2 protein-coding genes and 1 pseudogene are annotated in these 19,823 nt (G+C 73.1%); all 3 read right to left on the bottom strand.

Features of this window, described 5'->3' with window-relative positions:
• A pseudogene (locus tag ACYVIP_RS24215) lies at positions 1 to 5,127 on the bottom strand (SDR family NAD(P)-dependent oxidoreductase); the annotation flags it as partial.
• A 70-nt stretch (positions 5,128 to 5,197) separates the two neighbouring features.
• Positions 5,198 to 14,902, bottom strand: a complete 9,705-nt coding sequence (locus ACYVIP_RS24210) for an SDR family NAD(P)-dependent oxidoreductase (protein WP_460400130.1) — start codon at positions 14,900 to 14,902, stop codon at positions 5,198 to 5,200.
• 37 nt (positions 14,903 to 14,939) lie between these two features.
• Entirely contained in the window at positions 14,940 to 19,811 is a 4,872-nt protein-coding gene (locus tag ACYVIP_RS24205) for a type I polyketide synthase (protein ID WP_460400122.1), read from the bottom strand.
• Positions 19,812 to 19,823: the final 12 nt, after the last annotated feature.

Raw genomic sequence — 19,823 nt, 5'->3', positions numbered from 1 at the left:
CATCCCCACCACCGCAACCGGCTCATCAACCGACACCACGACGGCGGGGGCGGCCCCCCGAGGAGTGCCGGCGGCCAACGACGAGCCGTGGAACTCCGGTTCGCCCGCGGCCACCGTCCGCTCGCGGCGGCGGGTGGCCAGCAGCGTGCCCAGTAGGCCGGCAACGTCAACGGGCGTCGGGTAGTCGAACACCAGCGTCGCCGGCAGCCGCTCCCCCACCACCGTGGCGAGCCGGTTTCGCAACTCCACGCCCGTCAACGAGTCCACACCGAACTCACGGAACGACCTGGACACCTCGACCGCGCCGCTGTCGGCGAAGCCGAGCACCGCCGCGGTGTGCGTGCGCACCAGGTCCAGAAGCGCGGCCCGCTGCTCCTCGCCGTCCAGGCGCAGCAGCCGGTCCCGGTTGACCCCGCCCGCGCCGACCCGCGTCCGGCTGGGCACCAGCGCACGCAACAGCGGTGGCACCGAGGACAGCCGACGGACCGCGGCCGGGTCGATCGGGACGGCCACGAGGGTGGCGTGGCTCAGGCCGAGCGCGGTGTCCAGCAGCGCCAGTCCGTCCGCTGTGGACAGTTCGCGCAGACCGCCGCGGTTCATCCTGGCCACGTCAGTGGCGGTCATCTTCTCGTTCTGCGCGCTTCGCCGTTCCCACAGCCCCCAGGCCAGTGACAGCGCGGGCAGACCACGGGCGACGCGGTAGCTGGCGAGCGCGTCGACGGCGCAGTTGGCGGCGGCGTAGTTCGCCTGGCCGGCCGAGCCGAACGTGCCGGAGCCGGAGGAGTACAGCACGAACGCGGCGAGGTCGGCGTCGGCCGTCAGCTCGTGCAGGTGCCACGCGGCGTCGAACTTGGGCGCCAGCACGGAGGTCAGCCGCTGCTCGGTGAGCGCGGTGAACACCCCGTCGTCCAGTACGCCCGCGGTGTGGAAGACGCCGGTGAGCGGGTGTTCGGCCGGCACGGTGGCGAGCAGTCGTTCGAGCGCGGCGCGGTCGGCGGCGTCGCAGGCCACGATGCGCGTGCTGGCACCGAGTTCGGCCAGCTCGGCGTGCAACCGGGCGGCGTCGGGGGCCTGCGGCCCCCGACGGCTGGTCAGCAGGAGGTGGCGGACGCCGTGCGTGGTCACCAGGTGGCGGGCCAGCATCGAGCCGAGAGTGCCGGTCCCGCCGGTGATCAGGACGGTTCCGGCCGGCGCGAACGGCCGGGTGGTGGCCGGGTCGGTGACCCGCACCAGGCGGGGCACCTGGGGCTGGCCGGCACGTAACAGCATCTCGGACTCGCCGCAGTCGACCACTCCGGCCATGACGGCCTGGGATGCCTCGGTGTCGTCGGTGTCCACCAGGACCAGTCGTCCTGGGTTCTCGGCCTGAGCGGAGCGGACAAGGCCCCAGACGGCCGGCCCGACCACGTCCGTCGCATCCGGACCGATCGCCTGGTGGGTCAGGACGACCAGCGGGGACTCGGAGTCCGCGAGGTGTCCGCTGATCACGGCCAGCGCGTGGCTGAGTGCCTGGTGTACCAGGGCCGGCTCGGTGCCGTGCTCGGTGACCGAGTGCACCGGGGTCGCCGGTGCCGACGGGTGGAGCTGGCGGTCGCCGGGTACCCAGGCGACGGTGAACAACCGGTTGTGCCGCAGGGTGTCCTGTTTGGTCTGCATCGGCCGCACCCGCAGGGACCGCACCGTGGCGACCGGTTCGCCGTGCTGGTCGGCCATGGTCAGCGACAGGGTTTCCGGTCCGGTGGACACGAGCCGCACCCGGACCGCGCTGGCGCCGGTGGCGGACACGCTGACCGAGGCCCAGGAGTAGGGCAGCGCGCCGGGACTGACGCCGGGGAACTCGCCGAAGGCGGTGGCGTGCAGGCAGGCGTCCAGCAGCGCCGGGTGCAGTCCGTAGTCAGCGCAGGCCGCGTTCTCCGCGCCCGGCATCTCGACCTCGGCGAACACCTCGGTGCCGCGCTGCCAGCCGCCGCGCACACCCTGGAAGGGCTCGCCGTAGTGGATGCCGGCGTCGGCGAGGCGGTCGTAGAGGTCGCCGACCTCCAGTCGTGTGGCCTGCGGCGGCGGCCATTCGGCGGCCCAGTCGACCGTGTCGGCCCGCGTCGGCCCGCCGAGCAGGCCGGTGGCGTGGCGGGTCCACTCATCGTCCCAGGCGGACTCGGTGTCCGGGGTGGCGAGGACGCTGACCGGCCGGCGGCCGGTGTCGTCCAACGCGCCGACCTCGAGCCGCAGCAGCACCCCGCCCTGGTCGGGCACGACCAGTGGCGCGTGCAGGGTCAACTCGGCGATTCCGGCGCAGCCGACCTGCTCCCCGGCGTGCGCGGACAGTTCGACGAACGCGGTGCCGGGGAAGAGGATCTGGCCGGCGACGGTGTGTTCGGCGAGCCAGGGGTGGCTGCGCACCGAGAGCCTGCCGGTGAACACGTGGCAGTCGAGGTCGGCCAGGCCGACCCGCGCGGACAGCAGCGGGTGGTTCGCCGGCCGCAACCCGGCGGCGTTCAGGTCACCGGGAGTCGGCGAGGCGTCCAGCCAGTACCGCTCCCGTTCGAACGGATACGTCGGCAACTCGACCCGCCGCGCACCCGGGAACACCGCCCGCCAGTCAACCTCGCCACCGGCGACAAAGAACGCGCCCAACCCGGCCATCACCGACTCGACCTCACCACGGTCGCGCCGCAACATCACCACAGAGGACCCAGCGCCCGAGTCCAAACCAGACAACACGCCACCTGGCCCAACCTCGACAAACCGGGTCACGCCCTGCGACGCCAGGAACTCCAGCCCATCGCCGAACCGCACCGTCTCCCGTACCTGCCGCACCCAGTACCCCGGCGTGTCCAACCCATCGGCAACCAGACCGGTCACATTGGACACCACAGGCAGCACCGGCTCACCACCAGAAACCTCGGCCAGCACCCGCTCGAACTCGGCCAACATCGGCTCCATCCGAGCAGAGTGGAACGCGTGCGACGTCGCCAACCGCCGCACCCGACAACCCCGCTCCGCCAACAACCCCGCGACGACGTCTACCGGGCCCTCATCGCCCGACAACACCACCGACGACGGACCGTTCACCGCCGCGACCTCAACGCCGTCCACCAACAGCGGCAGCACCTCCGCCTCACCGGCCTCGACCGCCACCATCACCCCGCCCGACGGCAACGCCTGCATCAACCGACCACGGGCGACCACCACCCGCACCGCGTCCGCCAGCGACCACACACCACTCACATGCGCGGCGACCAACTCGCCGACCGAATGGCCCAGCACGAAATCCGGGACCAAGCCCCACGACTCCACCAGCCTGAACAGCGCGACCTCAACCGCGAACAACGCGACCTGGGTGAACTCCGTCCGATCGAGAAGGGTCGCGTCCTCGCCCCACACCACCGCGCGCACCCCGTCGCCGGCCAACGCCACCACATCGTCGAAGGCGGCGGCGAACACCGGGAAAGCCTCGTACAACTCACGACCCATACCGAGGAACTGCGAACCCTGCCCGGGGAACAACACCGCGGTCTTCCCGCCGGCACGCACAGAGGGCCCCACCGGCGCCTCGCCGGACGCGAGCAACTCCAGCCCACGCCTGCGCTCCGCCGTGTCACCACCGACCACCACCGACCGGCGACCAAACGCCGACCGAGAAGTCGCCAGCGAGAAGGCCACATCGACCTCATTGTCCACAACCGACAGCAACTGGGCGGCCCTGGCACGCACGACACTCTCGCTCCGACCAGACAACACCCACGGAACCACCGCCCCCGAGGGGACTGACTCCACCGGCGCCGACGCAGGGGCCTCCCCCACGATCACATGCGCGTTCGTCCCGCTCATCCCGAACGACGACACCCCCGCGTAGCGCGCCCGATCGGCGGCCGGCCACTCGACGTTGTCCCGCAGCAACTCCACCGCGCCGACCGACCAGTCGACCTTCGACGACCGCTCCCCCACATGCAACGTCCTTGGCAACACGCCGTGCCGCAACGCCAACACCATCTTCAGCACGCCGGCGACCCCGGCCGCCGCCTGAGTGTGACCGATGTTCGACTTCACCGTCCCCAACCACAACGGACGCTCCCGGCCCTGCCCGTACGCGGCCAACACGGCCTGCGCCTCGATCGGATCCCCCAACGTGGTCCCGGTGCCGTGCGCCTCGACCACATCGACGTCCGCGGCGGCAATGCCGGCACTGGCCAGCGCGGCGTTGATCACCCGCTGCTGGGACGGTCCGTTGGGCGCGGTCAGCCCGCTACTGGCCCCATCGGAGTTCACCGCGGAACCCTGGACCACGGCCAGCACGGGGTGCCCAAGCCGGCGCGCGTCCGACAGCCGCTCCAGCACCAGCAGGCCGACGCCCTCGCCCCAGCCGGTGCCGTCGGCGTCGTCGCTGAACGCCTTGCACCGGCCGTCGGACGCGAGCGCGCCCTGGCTGGTCAGCTCGACGAACGCCTCCGGGGAGGACATGAGTGTCGCGCCACCGGCCAGCGCGAGGGTGGTCTCGCCCTGGCGCAGCGACGCGCACGCCAGGTGAATGGCCACCAGGGAGGACGAACACGCTGTGTCCACGGTGATCGCCGGGCCCTCGAGGCCGAAGGTGTAGGCGATCCGGCCGGAGGCGATGCTGCCCGCGCTGCCGTTGCCGAGGTAGGCGGCCAACTCCTCCGGCACATCCAGGATCCGGTCACCGTAGTCCTGGTACATGTTCCCGAGGAACGTGCCGGTCTTGCTGCCCCGCAACGAGATCGGATCGATGCCGGCCCGCTCGAACGCCTCCCAGGTCACCTCGAGCAGCACCCGCTGCTGCGGGTCCAGCGCCAGCGCCTCACGCGGGGAGATGCCGAAGAACTCCGGGTCGAACTCGGCGATGCCGTCGACGAACCCGCCGTCCACGACCGGCAGCGCGGCGCGGTCCCAGCCGCGGTCATCGGGGAACGGGCCCATCCCGTCGACCCCGCCCACGACGAGCCGCCAGAAGTCCTCCGGGGTGCGGACGCCACCGGGGTACCGGCAGCCCATGGCGACGATCGCGATCGGCTCCTGCTCCCGGGACTCGGCCTCGGAGAGCCGTTCCCGGGTACGGTGCAGGTCCGCGGTGACCCGCTTGAGGTAGTCCCGAAGCTTGGTCTCCGTCTGGTTCACCGACTGTGCCACGACATTCTCCTTCAGATCCCCGGTAGATGGTTGAGCGCTGCCGGTGAGGTCAGCTCACGCCGAGTTCGTTGTCGATCAGGTCGAAGATCTCGTCGTCGTCCGCGTTGTCGATCCGGTCGAGCACCGCGCCGACCGGGGTGTCCAGTTTGGCCAGTAGTCCGGCCAGTCGGCCGGCCAGCACGGCCCGGTCCGCTGTGGACAGTTCGCCGGCCAGCACGGCGGCCTCCAGCGCGGCCAGGTCGTCGCCGGTCCGGGCCACCCCGAGCAGCTCGCGCAGATGGGTGGCGATCGCCGTCGGGGTCGGATAGTCGAACAACAGGGTGGCCGGCAACCGAAGCCCGGTCACGGTTTCCAGGTTGTTGCGCAGCTCGATCGCGGTGAGCGAGTCGAACCCGAGGTCGAGCAGGCCGCGTTCCGCCTCGATCGCGGTCGGGTCGGGGTAGCCGAGCACCAGGCCGGCCTGCCGGCGGACCAGGTCGAGCACGATCCGCTCGCGGTCCGCTGTGGACCGGCCGGTGAGGTCGGCGCGCAACGTGGCCACCGGATCGGCGGTCGACTGCCGGACGGCGACCTCCCGGCTCGGCCGCGGCCCGGTCAGATCCCGCAGCAGCGGGTGGACCTGGTCCGGGTCCCGCCGCACGACCGCCAGGTCCAGCCGGGTCGGCACCAGGACGGGCTCGGTCAGCGTCATCGCGGCGTCGAACATCGCCAGGCCGTCGGCGGCCGGGAACGGCGTGATCGCCGCCCGCCCGATCCGCCGCAGGTCCGCGTCGTCGAGCTTGCCGGTCATCCCGCTGCGATCGGCCCACAGCCCCCAGGCGAGAGACTGGCCGGGCAGGCCACGTTCCTGGCGGTACTCGGCGAACGCGTCGAGGAACGCGTTGCCCGCGGAGTAGTTGGCCTGCCCCATCCCGCCGAACGTGCCGGCGAGCGATGAATAGACGACGAACGCGGACAGGTCCATCGAGGCGGTCAACTCGTGCAGGTGCACCACCGCGTCGACCTTCGGTGCCAGCACCCGGTCCAGCCGGTCGGCGGTCAGCGCGACGGCCAGCCCGTCGTCGAGCACGCCCGCGGTGTGCACGACCGCGGTCAGCGGGTGCTCGCCGGGGATCGTGGCGAGCAACGCGGCCAGCGCGTTCCGGTCGGTCACGTCGCAGGCCGCGAAGTCGACCACGGCACCGTGTTCGGTCAGCTCGGCCACCAGTTCGGCGGCGCCGGGCGCGGCCAGGCCCCTGCGCCCGGTCAGCACCAGCCGGCGGACACCGCGCGCCAGCACGAGATGCCGGGCGAGCAACGCGCCGAGCGTGCCCGTCGCGCCGGTGACCAGCACCGTTCCGGCCGGATCCCACGCCGGGGACGGCTGGTCGCGCACGGGCACCCGGACGAGCCTGGCCGCCAACGGTGTGCCGCCCCGGATGGTGAGTTGTGGCTCGCCGCTGTCGACCACCCTGGCGAGCAGGTCCCAGGACGCGGGCAGGTCGTCGGTGTCCACCAGGACGAACCGGCCGAGGTTCTCGGTCTGCGCGGCCCGCACGAGGCCCCAGACCGCGGCGTTGGCCAGGTCCGGCGCGCCCTCATCGGCAACGGACACGCCGCGTTCGGTGACGAACGCCAGTCGTGCCCCGGCGAACCGCTCGTCGCGCAGCCACAGTTGGACCAGGTCCAGGGCGTGGTGGGTGGCCGCACGCACCGCGGCCGGCGCACCGGCCGCGTCCGGCCGTGTCGCCGGGAAACGCACCACCACGGTGTCGGTCCCGCCGAACCCGTCGGCCAGTTCCTCGAAGTCCAGCAACCCGGTGGTGGCGACGGCCGGGATCGCCAGTTCGCGCCAGTCAAGGCGGTACAGCGAGTCGCCCCGGCCGCCGGTGGCCGCGCGCAGGGTGAGCGCGCCGATCGCGCCGATCGGCGCACCGGTCTGGTCGGCGAGGTCGACCCGCACCGACGTGTCGTCGACTGTGGACAGTCGCACGCGCAGGCTGGTCGCGCCGTCGACGCCGACCGCGTAGCCCTGCCAGGAGAAGGGCATCACGGTGGACCCGGTGCCGGCGAGGCCGACGGTCTGGCACGCGGCGTCGAGCAAGGCGGGGTGCAGGCCGTAGCGGGCGGCGTCGGCGTGCAGTCCGGCCGGCAGCGCGACCTCCGCGTAGACGTCGTCACCGCTGCGCCACGCGGCGCTCAGGCCCTGGAAGGCCGGGCCGAACGCGAAGCCGTGCTCGTCCAGGTCGTAGACACCGTCGAGGTCGACCGGTGTCGCGCCGGGTGGTGGCCACAAGGTGAGGGCGGCGGCGGTCGCGGCGCCGTCCTCGGTGACGGTGCCCGCGGCGTGCCGGGTCCATTCCGGATCGCCGTCGAGCTGACCGTGGATGGTGACCGAGCGCGCGCCGGACGCCGACGGCGCGCCGATCATCACCCGCAGCACCACCGCGCCACGGTCGGGCACGATCAGCGGCGCGCCGAGGGTCAGCTCGTCCACGGTGTCGCAGCCGACCAGCCGCCCGGCGGTCAGCGCCAGCTCGAGGAAGGCGGTGCCGGGGAACAACGGCGTGCCACCCAGCCGGTGGTCGGCCAGCCACGGGTGCGTGCTCAGCGACACCCGGCTGGTCAACACGTGGCCGCCGTCCTCCGGCAATGGCACGACCGCGCCGACGAGCGGGTGGTTGGCCGGCAACGCCCCGGTGGCGGCGACATCGCGCACCGTGGGCGCGTCCAGCCAGTACCGCCTGCGCTGGAAGGCATAGGTGGGCAGGGCGACCTGCCGGGCGCCGGCGAACACCGCAGCCCAGTCCACCGACGCACCGTCCACATGGGCCTGACCGAGGGCGGCGATCACCGACGCCACCTCGTCACGGTGCGCGCGCAGCGTCGGGATGGCCGTGCCGGTGGTGACCATGCCGGACAGCACCGATCCCGGGCCAATCTCGACGAACCGGGTGACGCCCTGGCCTGCCAGGTGGTCGAGGCAGTCGGCGAAGCGCACCGTGGCCCGCACCTGACGAACCCAGTAGCCGGGCGTGGTCACCTCGTCGGCGAGCCGACCGGTCACATTGGACACCATCGGAATGGTCGGCTCGTGGTAGGTCACCGAGGCGAGCACCCGTTCGAACTCGGCGAGCATCGGCGCCATCCGCGCGGAGTGGAACGCGTGGGACACCGCGAGTCGCTTCACCCGGTGTCCGCGCCCGGCCAGCAGGTCCGCGACCGCGGCCACCGCGGCCTCGTCGCCGGAGAGCACCACGGCGGCCGGACCGTTCACCGCGGCCAGTTCGACGCCGTCGGTCAGCAGGTCCAGCACGTCCTGTTCGGCGGCCGACACCGCGACCATCGCGCCACCGGCCGGCAGCGCCTGCATCAGGCGACCCCTGGCCAGCACCACCCGCACCGCGTCCGGCAGCGACCAGACGCCGCTCACATGGGCGGCGGCCAGCTCACCGATCGAGTGGCCGGCCAGCCAGTCCGGCCGTACTCCCCAGGACTCCAGCAGCCGGTACAGCGCGACCTCGACGGCGAACAGGCCGAGCTGGGTGTGCTCGGTGCGGTCGAGCGACGTCCTGTCCTCGCCCCACAGCACGTCCAGTACCGGGGTGTCCACAGTGGCCAGCACGGCGTCGAACGCCTCGGCGAACGCCGGGAACGCCGCGTACAGCTCGCGTCCCATGCCCAGCCGTTGGGCGCCCTGTCCGGGGAACAGCACCGCGGTGCGGCCAGTCGGGTGCGCCGGGCCGACCAGCGGTGTCGCGCCGGTGGCGAGGTCGGCCAGGCCGGCGCGCAGCGTCGCCAGGTCCTGGCCGACGACCACGGCCCGGTACTCCAACGCCGACCGCGTGGTCGCCAGTGACCGGCCGATGTCGGCCGGCGACACCGTGTCCTGGTCGTCCACAAAGGACAACAGGCGGACCGCCTGCTGACGTAGGGCGTCCGCGCCGCGCGCGGACAGCACCCAGGGCACCACCGGCAGGCTCGCGGTCGACTCGGCGACCGGTTCCGGCGTCGCCTCCTCGAGGATCACGTGCGCGTTGGTGCCGCTCACCCCGAACGAGGAGATCGCTCCCCGGCGCGGATGGTCGGCCTCCCAGGCGACGTTGTCGGTCAGCAGTCGCAGGTTCCCCGCCGACCAGTCGACGTCCGGCGAGGGCACGTCCGCGTGCAGGGTCCTCGGCAGGACGCGGTTGCGGATGGCCTGCACCGTCTTGATCACCCCGGCGATGCCGGCGGCGGCCTGGGTGTGGCCGATGTTGGACTTCAGCGCGCCGAGCCACACCGGCCGGTCGGCCGGCCGGTCCTGCCCGTAGGTCGACAGCAGCGCCTGCGCCTCGATCGGGTCGCCGAGCGGGGTGCCGGTGCCGTGCGCCTCCACCAGGTCCACATCGGACGCCGACAGTCCGGCGTTGGCCAGCGCCTGGCGGATCACCCGCTGTTGGGACGGGCCGTTGGGCGCGGTCAGCCCGTTGGACGCGCCGTCCTGGTTCACCGCCGACCCGGAGACCACCGCCAGCACCTCGTGGCCGTTGCGCCGGGCGTCGGAGAGGCGTTCCAACAGGACCAGCCCGACGCCCTCGCCCCAGCCTGCGCCGTCCGCGCCGGCGCCGAACGCCTTGCAGCGCCCGTCCCCGGCCAGCAGCCGCTGCCGGCTGAACTCGACGAAGGTGTCCATGGTGGACATGACGACGACGCCACCGGCGAGCGCGAGGTCACTTTCCCCGGTGCGCAACGACTGCGCGGCCAGGTGCAGGGCGACCAGCGAGGACGAGCACGCGGTGTCGATGGTGACCGCCGGGCCCTCGAAGCCGAAGGTGTAGGACACCCGGCCGGAGGCGACACTGCCCGCGCTGCCGTTGATCAGGTAGCCCTCGTGCTCACCGGCGCTGCCCCGCAGCCGGGCGCCGTAGTCGGTGTAGCTAGCGCCGACGAACACGCCGGTCGCGCTTCCCCGCAGTGGCACCGGGTCGATGCCGGCGCGTTCGAACAGCTCCCACGAGGTCTCCAGCAACAGCCGCTGCTGCGGGTCCATGGTGAGCGCCTCGCGCGGCGAGATCCCGAAGAACGCCGGGTCGAAGTCGGCCGCGTCGTAGAGGAACGAGCCGCCGGTCGCGTAGTAGGTGCCGGCGCGGTCGGGATCGGGGTCGAACAGACCGTCGACGTCCCAACCGCGGTCGGCCGGGAAGTCCGCGACGGTGTCCACACCGTCCACGACCAGCGCCCACAGCTCCTCCGGGGTGGCGGCACCGCCGGGGAAACGGCCGGCCATCGCCACGATCGCGATCGGGTCGTCGGTGGTGTTCGTGTGGCTCACGGCGGCTCGCGTCCGCGCCGTGGTGCCGCCGAGTTCGCCGAGCAGGTGGTCGGTCAACGCGGCGGCGGTCGGGTAGTCGAACACCAGCGTCACCGGCAGCCGCAGTCCGGTCGCCTCGACGAGGGTGTTGCGCAGGTTCACCGCGGTCAGCGAGTCGAAGCCCAGATCGCGGAACGCGCGGCCGAAGTCGACGTCCTCGACGCGCTGGTATCCCAGTGCCGAGGCGACCGTGGTGGTCACCAGGTCGGTCACGGTGCGCGCGAGCTCGGCCTCGTCGAGCCAGGACAGCGGGTGCGCCGAGGCGTCCCGCGCCGGCCGCGCGTCGACCAGATACGGGCGGGCGTCGGGCAGTTCGGCGAGCACCTGGCTCGGCCGGGCAGAGGTGAACGTCGGCGCCAGCCGGTCCCAGTCGATGATGGCCACCGCGGAGAAGGTCTCGTCGAGGTCGAGTGCGCGTTGCAGCGCCTCGATCGCGAGCTCCGGCGCCATCGCCGGCACGCCGTCGGCGGCCAGCCGCACGGCGAGATCGTCGTCCACGCCGCCGTCGCCGGCCCAGACCGCCCACGCCACGGAGGTGGCCGGCAGGCCGAGATCCCTGCGGTGGCGGGCAAGCGCGTCGAGTCCGGCGTTGGCCGCGGCGTAGCTGCCCTGTCCCGGCGAGCCGAGCACGCCGCCGAATGAGGAGAACAGCACGAACGCGGACAGGTCCAGTTCGGCGGTCAGCTCGTGCAGGTGCCAAGCCGCGTCGACCTTGGGCGCCACCACCCGGTCGGCGCGTTCGGGGGTCAACGCGTCGAGCACGCAGTCATCCAGCACGCCGGCGGCGTGGATCACCGCGGTCAGCCCGGGCAACCCACTGATCAGCCTGCGCAGGGCCGCCCGGTCGGTGACGTCGCACGCCTCGGCGGTCACCGTCGCGCCGTGTCCGGACAGTTCGGCGCACAGCCGCGCGACGCCCGGGGTGTCCGGTCCGCGCCGTCCGGCCAGCACGACGTGGTCGGCGCCGCCGCGTACCAGCCAGCGGGCGACATGCGCGCCGAGGCCGCCGGTGCCGCCGGTGACCAGCACGGTGCCCGTGGGGCGCCACGGCTCGGCCGGCGGGCGACTCGCCGGTGGACGGACCAGCCGGCGGCCGAACACACCGCTCGCGCGGATGGCCACCTGGTCCTCGTTGCCGTCGGCCAGCACCGCGCCGAGGCGGAGCGCGGCACGCTGGTCGAGCTGTGCCGGCACGTCGACCAGGCCGCCCCACAGCTGGGGGTACTCCAGCGCGGCGATCCGGCCGAGGCCCCAGACCTGTGCCTGCGCGGGCGCGCGCAGTTGGTCGGTGTCGTCCACCGCGACCGCGCCGGAGGTGATCGTCCACAGTGGAGCCTTCAGCCGGCTGGCGAGTGCCCGCACCAACGTCAGCGTCGCCAGCGCGCCCGTGGGGAACGCCGAGCCGGTCGAGTACGGCCGCTCGTCGAGCGCCAGCAGGGACAGCACACCGCTGACCGGCCCGGCGGGCAGTGTCTCGTCATCGAGATTGCCGGCCGGCACGGTCACCACGGTGGCGCCCAGTGCGGTCAGCGCGGCGGCGTACTCGTCGCCGTCGCGGCCGGCTGGCACGACCAGCAGCCAGGTCCCGGTGAGCGTCGCGGTCTGGCCGACGGGTAGCGAGCGCCAGGTGACCGTGTACCGCCAGCTGTCCACTGTGTCCAGTTGGGTCACCGGCGTGGCCGCCACGGTGTGGTCCAGCCACAGGTGCTCGCGCTGGAACGGGTAGGTCGGCAGGTCGGGCACGCCCGGCCGGCGCCCGCCGAACACCGCGCTCCAGTCGAGGTTGCCGCCGTTCGCCCACAGTTCGGTGGCCGCGGTGCGGAACCGCCGCAGGCCGCCGTCGTCCCGGACGAGCGTCGGCAGCGACACCGCACCGGCGACCGGTGCGGACTCGAAGGTCTCGAACAGCGGGATGCGCAGCACCGGGTGCGGGCTCACCTCGACGAACACGTGGTGGTCGTCGGCGAGCAACGCCTTGGTGGCCCGCTCGAACTCGACCGGCTCGCGCATGTTGCGGTACCAGTAGTGCGCGTCCATCGTCGTGGTGTCCAGCCGCTGGCCGGTCACCGTGGAGTAGAACGGGATCGTCGACGCCATCGGCGCCACCGGGGCGAGGTCGCGCATCAGCCGCTCGCGCAACACGTCCACCTGCGCCGAGTGGCCGGCGGTGTCGACCCCGGGCACCCGCCGGGTGTGGATGCCCTCGGCGGTCAGCTCGGCGGCCAGCTCGTCCAGGGCGGCCGGGTCGCCGGACACCGCGATCGTGGACTTCGAGTTCACCGCCGCGATCGCGAGCGTGTCCGCCCACTTCGTCAGCCGGGGCGCGATGTCCTCGGCGGCCATGCTGACCGACAGCATCCCACCCGCGCCCCGCAGTTCCAGCCAGGCCTGGCTGCGCAGCGCGACGATCCGCGCCGCGTCCGTCATGGACAGTGCGCCGGCGACGAACGCGGCGGCGATCTCGCCCTGGGAGTGGCCGACGACCCCGGTCGGGGTCACCCCGACCGACCGCCACAGCGCGGCCAGCGACACCATCACGGTGAACAGCACCGGTTGCACGACGTCCACTCTGGACAACTCGGGCGCTCCGGGGACCTCGGTGAGCACGTCGAGCACCGACCAGCCGGTGAACGCGTGCAACGCCTCGTCGCACGCGGCCGCCTGTTCGGCGAACACCGGGGACGAGGTGAGCAGGTCGCGGGCCATCGCCGGCCACTGCGAGCCCTGGCCGGGGAACACGAACGCGACCCGGCCGCCGCCGACCCGGCGGCGCAGGATGCTGTCCGCGTCGGCGCCCGCGGCGAGCGCGGCCAGCCCGTCCGCGAAGTCCTGAGTGGACTCGCCGATGACCGCCGCGCGGTGGTCGAAGCCGGCGCGGGTGGTGGCCAGTCCGAAACCGACGTCGGCGAGGTCGGTTGCCGGGTTGTCGGCCAGGAACGCCGCGAGCCGGCCCGCCTGCGCGCGCAGCGCGCCCGCACCTCGGCCGGAGAGCACCAACGGGATCGGGCCGCTCATCGGGGGCGCCGTCGCCGGTGCCTCGGCCGGTGGCGCCTGTTCGATGATGGCGTGCGCGTTGGTGCCGCTGACTCCGAAGGAGGACACCGCGGCGCGCCTCGGCCGACCGAGATCGGGCCACGGCCGGGCCTCACGGAGCAACGACACCGCACCCGCGTCCCAGTCGACGTGTGGGGAGGGCTCATCCGCGTGCAGGGTCCTCGGCAGCACAGCGTGCCGCAACGCCTGCACCATCTTGATCACGCCGCCGACACCGGCCGCGGTCTGCGCGTGGCCGATGTTGGACTTCAACGAGCCCAACCACAACGGCTCGCCGGCCGGGCGGTCGCCGTAGACGGCCAGCAGCGCGTCCGCCTCGATCGGGTCGCCGAGCGCGGTGCCGGTGCCGTGGGCTTCCACCGCGTCCACATCGGACGCGGTCAGCCGCGCGTTGTCCAGCGCCTGCCGGATCACCCGCTGCTGGGCGGGGCCGCTGGGCGCGGACAGCCCGTTGGACGGGCCGTCCTGGTTGATCGCGGTCGCCCGCACCACGGCGAGCACCCGGTGCCCGTTGCGGCGCGCGTCGGAAAGCCGTTCCAGCATCACCAGTCCGACGCCCTCGGCCGGGCCCATGCCGTCGGCGGCCGCGCCGAACGCCTTGCATCGGCCGTCCGCGGCCAGCGCGCCCTGCCGGGAGAACCCGACCAGCGACATCGGCGACCCGATCACCGTCACCCCGCCGGCCAGCGCCAGCGTGCACTCCCCCGAGCGCAACGCCTGGCAGGCCAGGTGCAGTGCCACCAACGAGGACGAGCACGCGGTGTCGATGGTGACCGCGGGCCCGGCCAGCCCGAAGGTGTAGGCGACCCGGCCGGAGATGACGCTGGTGGAGATCCCGGTGACCAGGTGGCCCTGCACCTGTTCCGGCGCGTGCTCGATGCTGGGCCCGTAGCCCTGGTAGGCCGCGCCCGCGTACACGCCGACGGGCTGGTCGCGCACCGACAGCGGGTCGATCCCGGCGCGCTCGAACGCCTCCCACGCCACCTCGAGCAGCAACCGCTGCTGCGGGTCCATGGCCAGCGCCTCGCGCGGCGAGATGCCGAAGAACGCGGCGTCGAACTGGGCGGCGTCGGTGAGGAAACCGCCTTCCCTGGTGCTGAACGTGCCGTGCCGGGTGGGATCGGGGTCGTACATTGCGTCGACGTCCCAGCCCCGGTCGGCCGGAATCGGCGCCACCGCGTCGACCTCGTCGGCCACCAGTCGCCACAGGTCCTCCGGCGACTCGACGCCACCCGGGTAGCGGCAGCTCATCGACACGATGGCGATCGGCTCGGCCGACGCGGCCGACAGCTGCCGGTTCACCGCCTTCAACCGCTCGTTCTCCCGCAGCGACGACCGCAGGGCATCGACGATCTGGTCGCCGGACACATTCATCGTGGACTCCACCGCTCGGGGACCGCTGTGCTCAGATCTCACTGGACAACTCGCTGCTCTCGTTGGCCAGCCGGACGAGGTCGGCGACGTCGAGCCCGGCGATCCGGTCCTGGCCGCCGACCGGGCTGTCCTGCTCGCCGGAAGCCAGCAGCAGCAACGTGTCCAGCAGTCCGGCCTCACGCAGTCGTTGGGGGGACAGCGCGTCGAGCATCGCCCGGAACCTGGCCTGCTCCGGATCGACCACGGCCTGCGCCGGGAACAGTTGGGCGTCCAGGTGTTCGGCGACCGCGCGCACGGTCGGGTGGTCGAAGACCAGCGTGACCGACAACCGCAGTCCGGTCGCGGCCCGCAGCCGGTTGCGCATGTCCACCGCGGCAAGGGAGTCGAAGCCGAGCTCGCGCAGCGCGCGGCTGGTGTCCACGGCCTCTGGTGAGCTGTGCCCGAGCACGGCGGCGGCCTGGGCGCGGACGAGGTCGACCAGCGCCCGCTCCCGGTCTGCCCGCGCCAGGTCGGCCAGTCGGCCGCGCAGCGAGGACGACTCCTCGGTTGCGTCGCCCGCCCCGGCGGCGTCCGCCTCGTGGATCCGGCGCACCTCGGGGATCTCGTCGAAGAACGGGCACGGCCGCACCGAGGTGAAGATCGGGATGAAGTCCGGCCACACCACGTCGGCGACCGCGACGAAGGTCTCGTCGTGGTCGAGCACCTGACCGAGCCCGCGGATCGCGGCGCTCGGCGACATGAACGGCACCCCCCTGGCGCGCAGCTGGTCCTCGGCGATGTTCACCGCCATGCCGCCGGTGCCCTCCTCCGGACTCCAGATGCCCCAGGCGATCGAGGTGGCCGCGAGCCCGCGCGCCCTGCGGTGCTCGGCCAGGCCGTCGAGGTAGGTGTTGGCCGCGGCGTAGGCGCCGTGGTCGCCACTGCCCCACACGCCCGCGATCGACGAGAACATCACGAACGCGTCGAGCCGGTCGGTGTCGAAGATGGCCGACAGGTTGGCCGCACCGGCCATCTTCACGTAGACGGTGTCGGTGAAGTCGGGAACCTCACTGGCATCGAGCGCGACGAGCGTGCCGGCGCCCGCGATGTGCATGACCGTGCGGATCGGCGGGCCCGCCGCCTCCACGTCCCGCACGAGGTCCTCGACCGCGGCCCGGTCGGCGAGGTCGCAGGCGGCGATCGTCACCCGCACCCCCTCGGCCGCCAACTCGGCCCGCAGCTCGGCCGCGCCGGCCGCCGCCGGACCGCTGCGGCTGACCAGCACCAGGTGTTCGGTACCCTTGCCGGCCAGCCAGCGGGCGATCTGGCCGCCGATGCCGCCGGTGCCACCCGCGATCAGCACGGTGCCCCGGGGAGTCCACTCCGGACGGGTACCGGTCGCCGGCAGGGCCGCGCGGGCCAGCCGGCGAACGTACACACCGGACGGTCGAACCGCCAGCTGGTCCTCGTCGCCGATGCCGGCCAGCACCGCCGGCAGCCGCCGAGGTGACCGGTCGTCGACCGTGGCCGGCAGGTCGACCAGGCCACCCCAGCGGTCGGGGTGCTCCAGTGCCGCGACCCGGCCGAGGCCCCACACGGCGGTCTGCACGGGGTGGTCGAGCGTGTCGGTGTCGCCGATGCTCGCCGCGCTCGTGGTGGCGACCCACAGCGGGGCGGTGGCACCGAGGTCGCCGAGTGCCTGGACGAGCGCGGTGGTCAGCGCGAGACCGGTGACCAGGCCGGGGAAGTCGGGGTGCACCCGTTCGTCCATGGCGGCCAGGGACAGCACGCCGGTCGCGGCCGGCGCGCCGGCGAGCTTGGCGGCCAGTGGGCCGCGGTGGATGTCCTGGTGGTCGACCTCGACGGTGGTCACGGTGCCCCCGGCCGCGCGCAGGCTGTCGAGGACCGACGCGACCAGCTGGCTGTCGGTGTGCGTGGCGGGCACGACCACGAGCCAGGTGCCGGTCAGGGTCGCCGGCTCCGGCTCGGGCAGTGGCCGCCAGCCAACCCGGTAGCGCCACGAGTCCACTACGGACTGTTCGGTGTTGCTTCTGCGCCAGGAGGCGAGGGTGGGCAACACGGTGTGCAGGCCGGTGGTGTCGGCCAGCCCGATGGTGTCGGCGAACGCGTCGACGTCCCCGCTGGTCACCAGGTCCCAGAACGCGGTGTCGGCGTTGTCGGTGCTGGTGCCGGGTTCGGTGACGTCCTCGTCGGCCAGCCAGTAGCGCTGCCGCTGGAACGGGTAGGTCGGCAGCTCGACGCGGCGCGGCGACAGTCCGTCGAACACGCCGCGCCAGTCCACCCGCACACCGTTGACGTGCGCCGCGCCGAGCGCGCGGTAGAACCGGTCGAGGCCGCCGTCGTCGCGGTGCAGCGTGTCGAGCACGACCGCGCCGTCGACCTCGGCCTCCTCCAGGGTCTCCTGCAGCGCGGGGGTGAGCACCGCGTGCGGGCTCACCTCGACGAACACCCCGTAGCCCTGGTCGGCGAGCGCGCGCACGGTCTGTGCCAACCGGACCGTGCTGCGCAGGTTGCGGTACCAGTAGTCGGCGTCCATCGGACCGGTCAGCCATTCACCGTCCACGGTGGACATCAGCGGGACGGCGGCCGAGGTGCTGTGCACATCGGACAACGTGTCGACGATCCGGTCGCGGATCAGCTCGACCTGGGCGGAGTGCGAGGCGTAGTCCACCGGGATGCGTCTGGCGCGGGTCCCGTCCCGCTCGCAGTCGGCAAGCAGTTCGGTGAGCGCGTCCGGCGCACCGGAGACGATCACCGACCTCGGCCCGTTGACCGCCGCGACCGACAGCGCCCCGGCCCACCGCGCGATACGCTCGACGGCCGCCTCCTGGGACAGCGAGACCGACACCATGCCGCCGTGCCCGGCCAGTTCGACGATCGCCTGGCTGCGCAGCGCAACCACCTTGGCCGCGTCGGCCAGCGACAGCACGCCGGCGACACAGGCCGCCGCGATCTCGCCCTGACTGTGGCCGACGACCGCGTCCGGCTCGACCCCGTGTGCCCGCCACATGGCGGCGAGCGAGACCAGCACGGCGAACAGCGCCGGCTGCACGACGTCCACTCTGGACAGCGCGACCTCGTCGCCGAGCACCTCCGGCAGCGACCAGTCGGTGTGGGGCGCGAGGGCCTGTGCGCAGTCGGCCATCCGCTCGGCGAACACCGTGGAGGAGTGGATCAGGTCCAGCGCCATGCCGGCCCACTGGGAACCCTGTCCGGGAAAGACGAACACCGTCCTGCCGACCGGTCCGGCCTGCCCGGTCGTGCCCTCGCCGTTGGCCACGTCGCCCAGACCCGCCAGCAGCTCTGGCAGGTCGGCACCGACCACCACCGCGCGGTGCGTCAGCTCGCCTCTGGTCGACACCAGGGAGTGTCCGACGTTGACGGGGTCAGGTCGCACGTCGTCGGCGAACGCGGCCAACCGGGTCGCGGTGGCGCGCAACGCCTCGGGTCCACGTGCCGACAGCACCCACGGGACCGCGCGCGGCGCGACGCGTGCCGGTGTGTCGACCGGTTCCTCGACCGGCGCCTGCTCGACGATCACGTGGGCATTGGTGCCGCTCATCCCGAACGAGGACACCCCGCCCCGGCGCGGTCGCCCGGTCTCCGGCCACGGAGTGTTCTCGGTCAGCAGCCGCACATCCCCGGCCGACCAGTCCACTTTGGACGTCGGCCGCTCGGCGTACAGCGACTGGGGCAGTACGCCCTGGCGCAGCGCGCACACCATCTTGATCACCCCGGCCACCCCGGCGGAGGCCGCGCTGTGCCCGAAGTTGGCCTTCAGCGAGCCGAGCAGCAGCGGCTCGCCGCCCGCGCGGCCCTGGCCGTAGGCGGCGAGCAGCGCGCCCGCCTCGATGGGGTCACCCAGTTCGGTGCCGGTGCCGTGCGCCTCGACCGCGTCGACGTGCTGGGCGGGCAGCTTGGCGTCGGCGAGCGCGTCCTCGATCACCCGCCGCTGCGCGGAACCGTTGGGCGCGGTCAGACCGTTCGACGCGCCGTCCTGGTTGATCGCCGTACCGCGCACGACCGCGAGCACCGGGTGCCCGAGCCGTCGGGCGTCGGACAGCTTCGCCAGCAGCAGCACCCCGACGCCCTCGGCCCAGCCGGTGCCGTCGGCGTCGGCGGAGAACGGCTTGCAGCGGCTGTCGGTGGCCAGCGCGCGCTGCCGGCTGAACTCCACGAACCCCTGCGGGGTGGACATCACCGTGGTGCCACCGGCGACCGCCAGCTCACATTCGCCTCGGCGCAGCGCGTTCACCGCGAGGTGCATGGCGACCAACGACGACGAGCACGCCGTGTCCACCGTGATCGCCGGGCCCTCGAAGCCGAAGGTGTAGGAGATCCGGCCGGACAGGATCGCCGCGGAGCGGCCGGTGGCCAGGTGGCCCTCGAGTCCTTCCGGGACGGTACGCAGGTCGCCCGCGTAGTCCTGCCCGCTGGTGCCGGCGAACACCCCGGTTCGGCTACCGGTCAACGTCTGTGGGTCGATACCCGCCCGTTCGAAGACCTCCCACACCGTCTCCAGCAGCAGCCGCTGCTGGGGGTCCATGGCCTGCGCCTCGCGGGGTGAGATGCCGAAGAACCCGGCGTCGAACTGGTCGGCGTCGTGCAGGAAACCACCGGCGCGGACATAGCTGGTGCCCTGGCGGTCCGGGTCGGGGTCGTAGAGCGCGTCCAGGCGCCAGCCCCGGTTGGTGGGGAACGGTGTCACCGCGTCGCGACCGTGCACCACCAGGTCCCACAGGTCCTCCGGGGAGCGGACGCCGCCGGGGAAGCGGCAGCTCATGCCGACGATCGCGATCGGCTCGTGTGCCTGGTCCTCCACCTCCTGCAGGCGTTTGCGCACCGCGCGCAGGTCGTTGGTGACCCGCTTGAGGTAGTCCCGCAGCTTCTCCTCGTTGTCCATCCGGTCTCCGCT

It is taken from the genome of Actinophytocola sediminis (genome assembly GCF_054779715.1).
Note: the sequence above shows the minus strand (reverse complement) of the source record. Positions and strands in the feature narration are given on the sequence as shown.

What these genes read in the sequence shown, in the direction of transcription:
- ACYVIP_RS24205 (WP_460400122.1), bottom strand. Translation starts at nt 19,811, where the DNA reads ATGGACAACGAGGAGAAGCTGCGGGACTACCTCAAGCGGGTCACCAAC.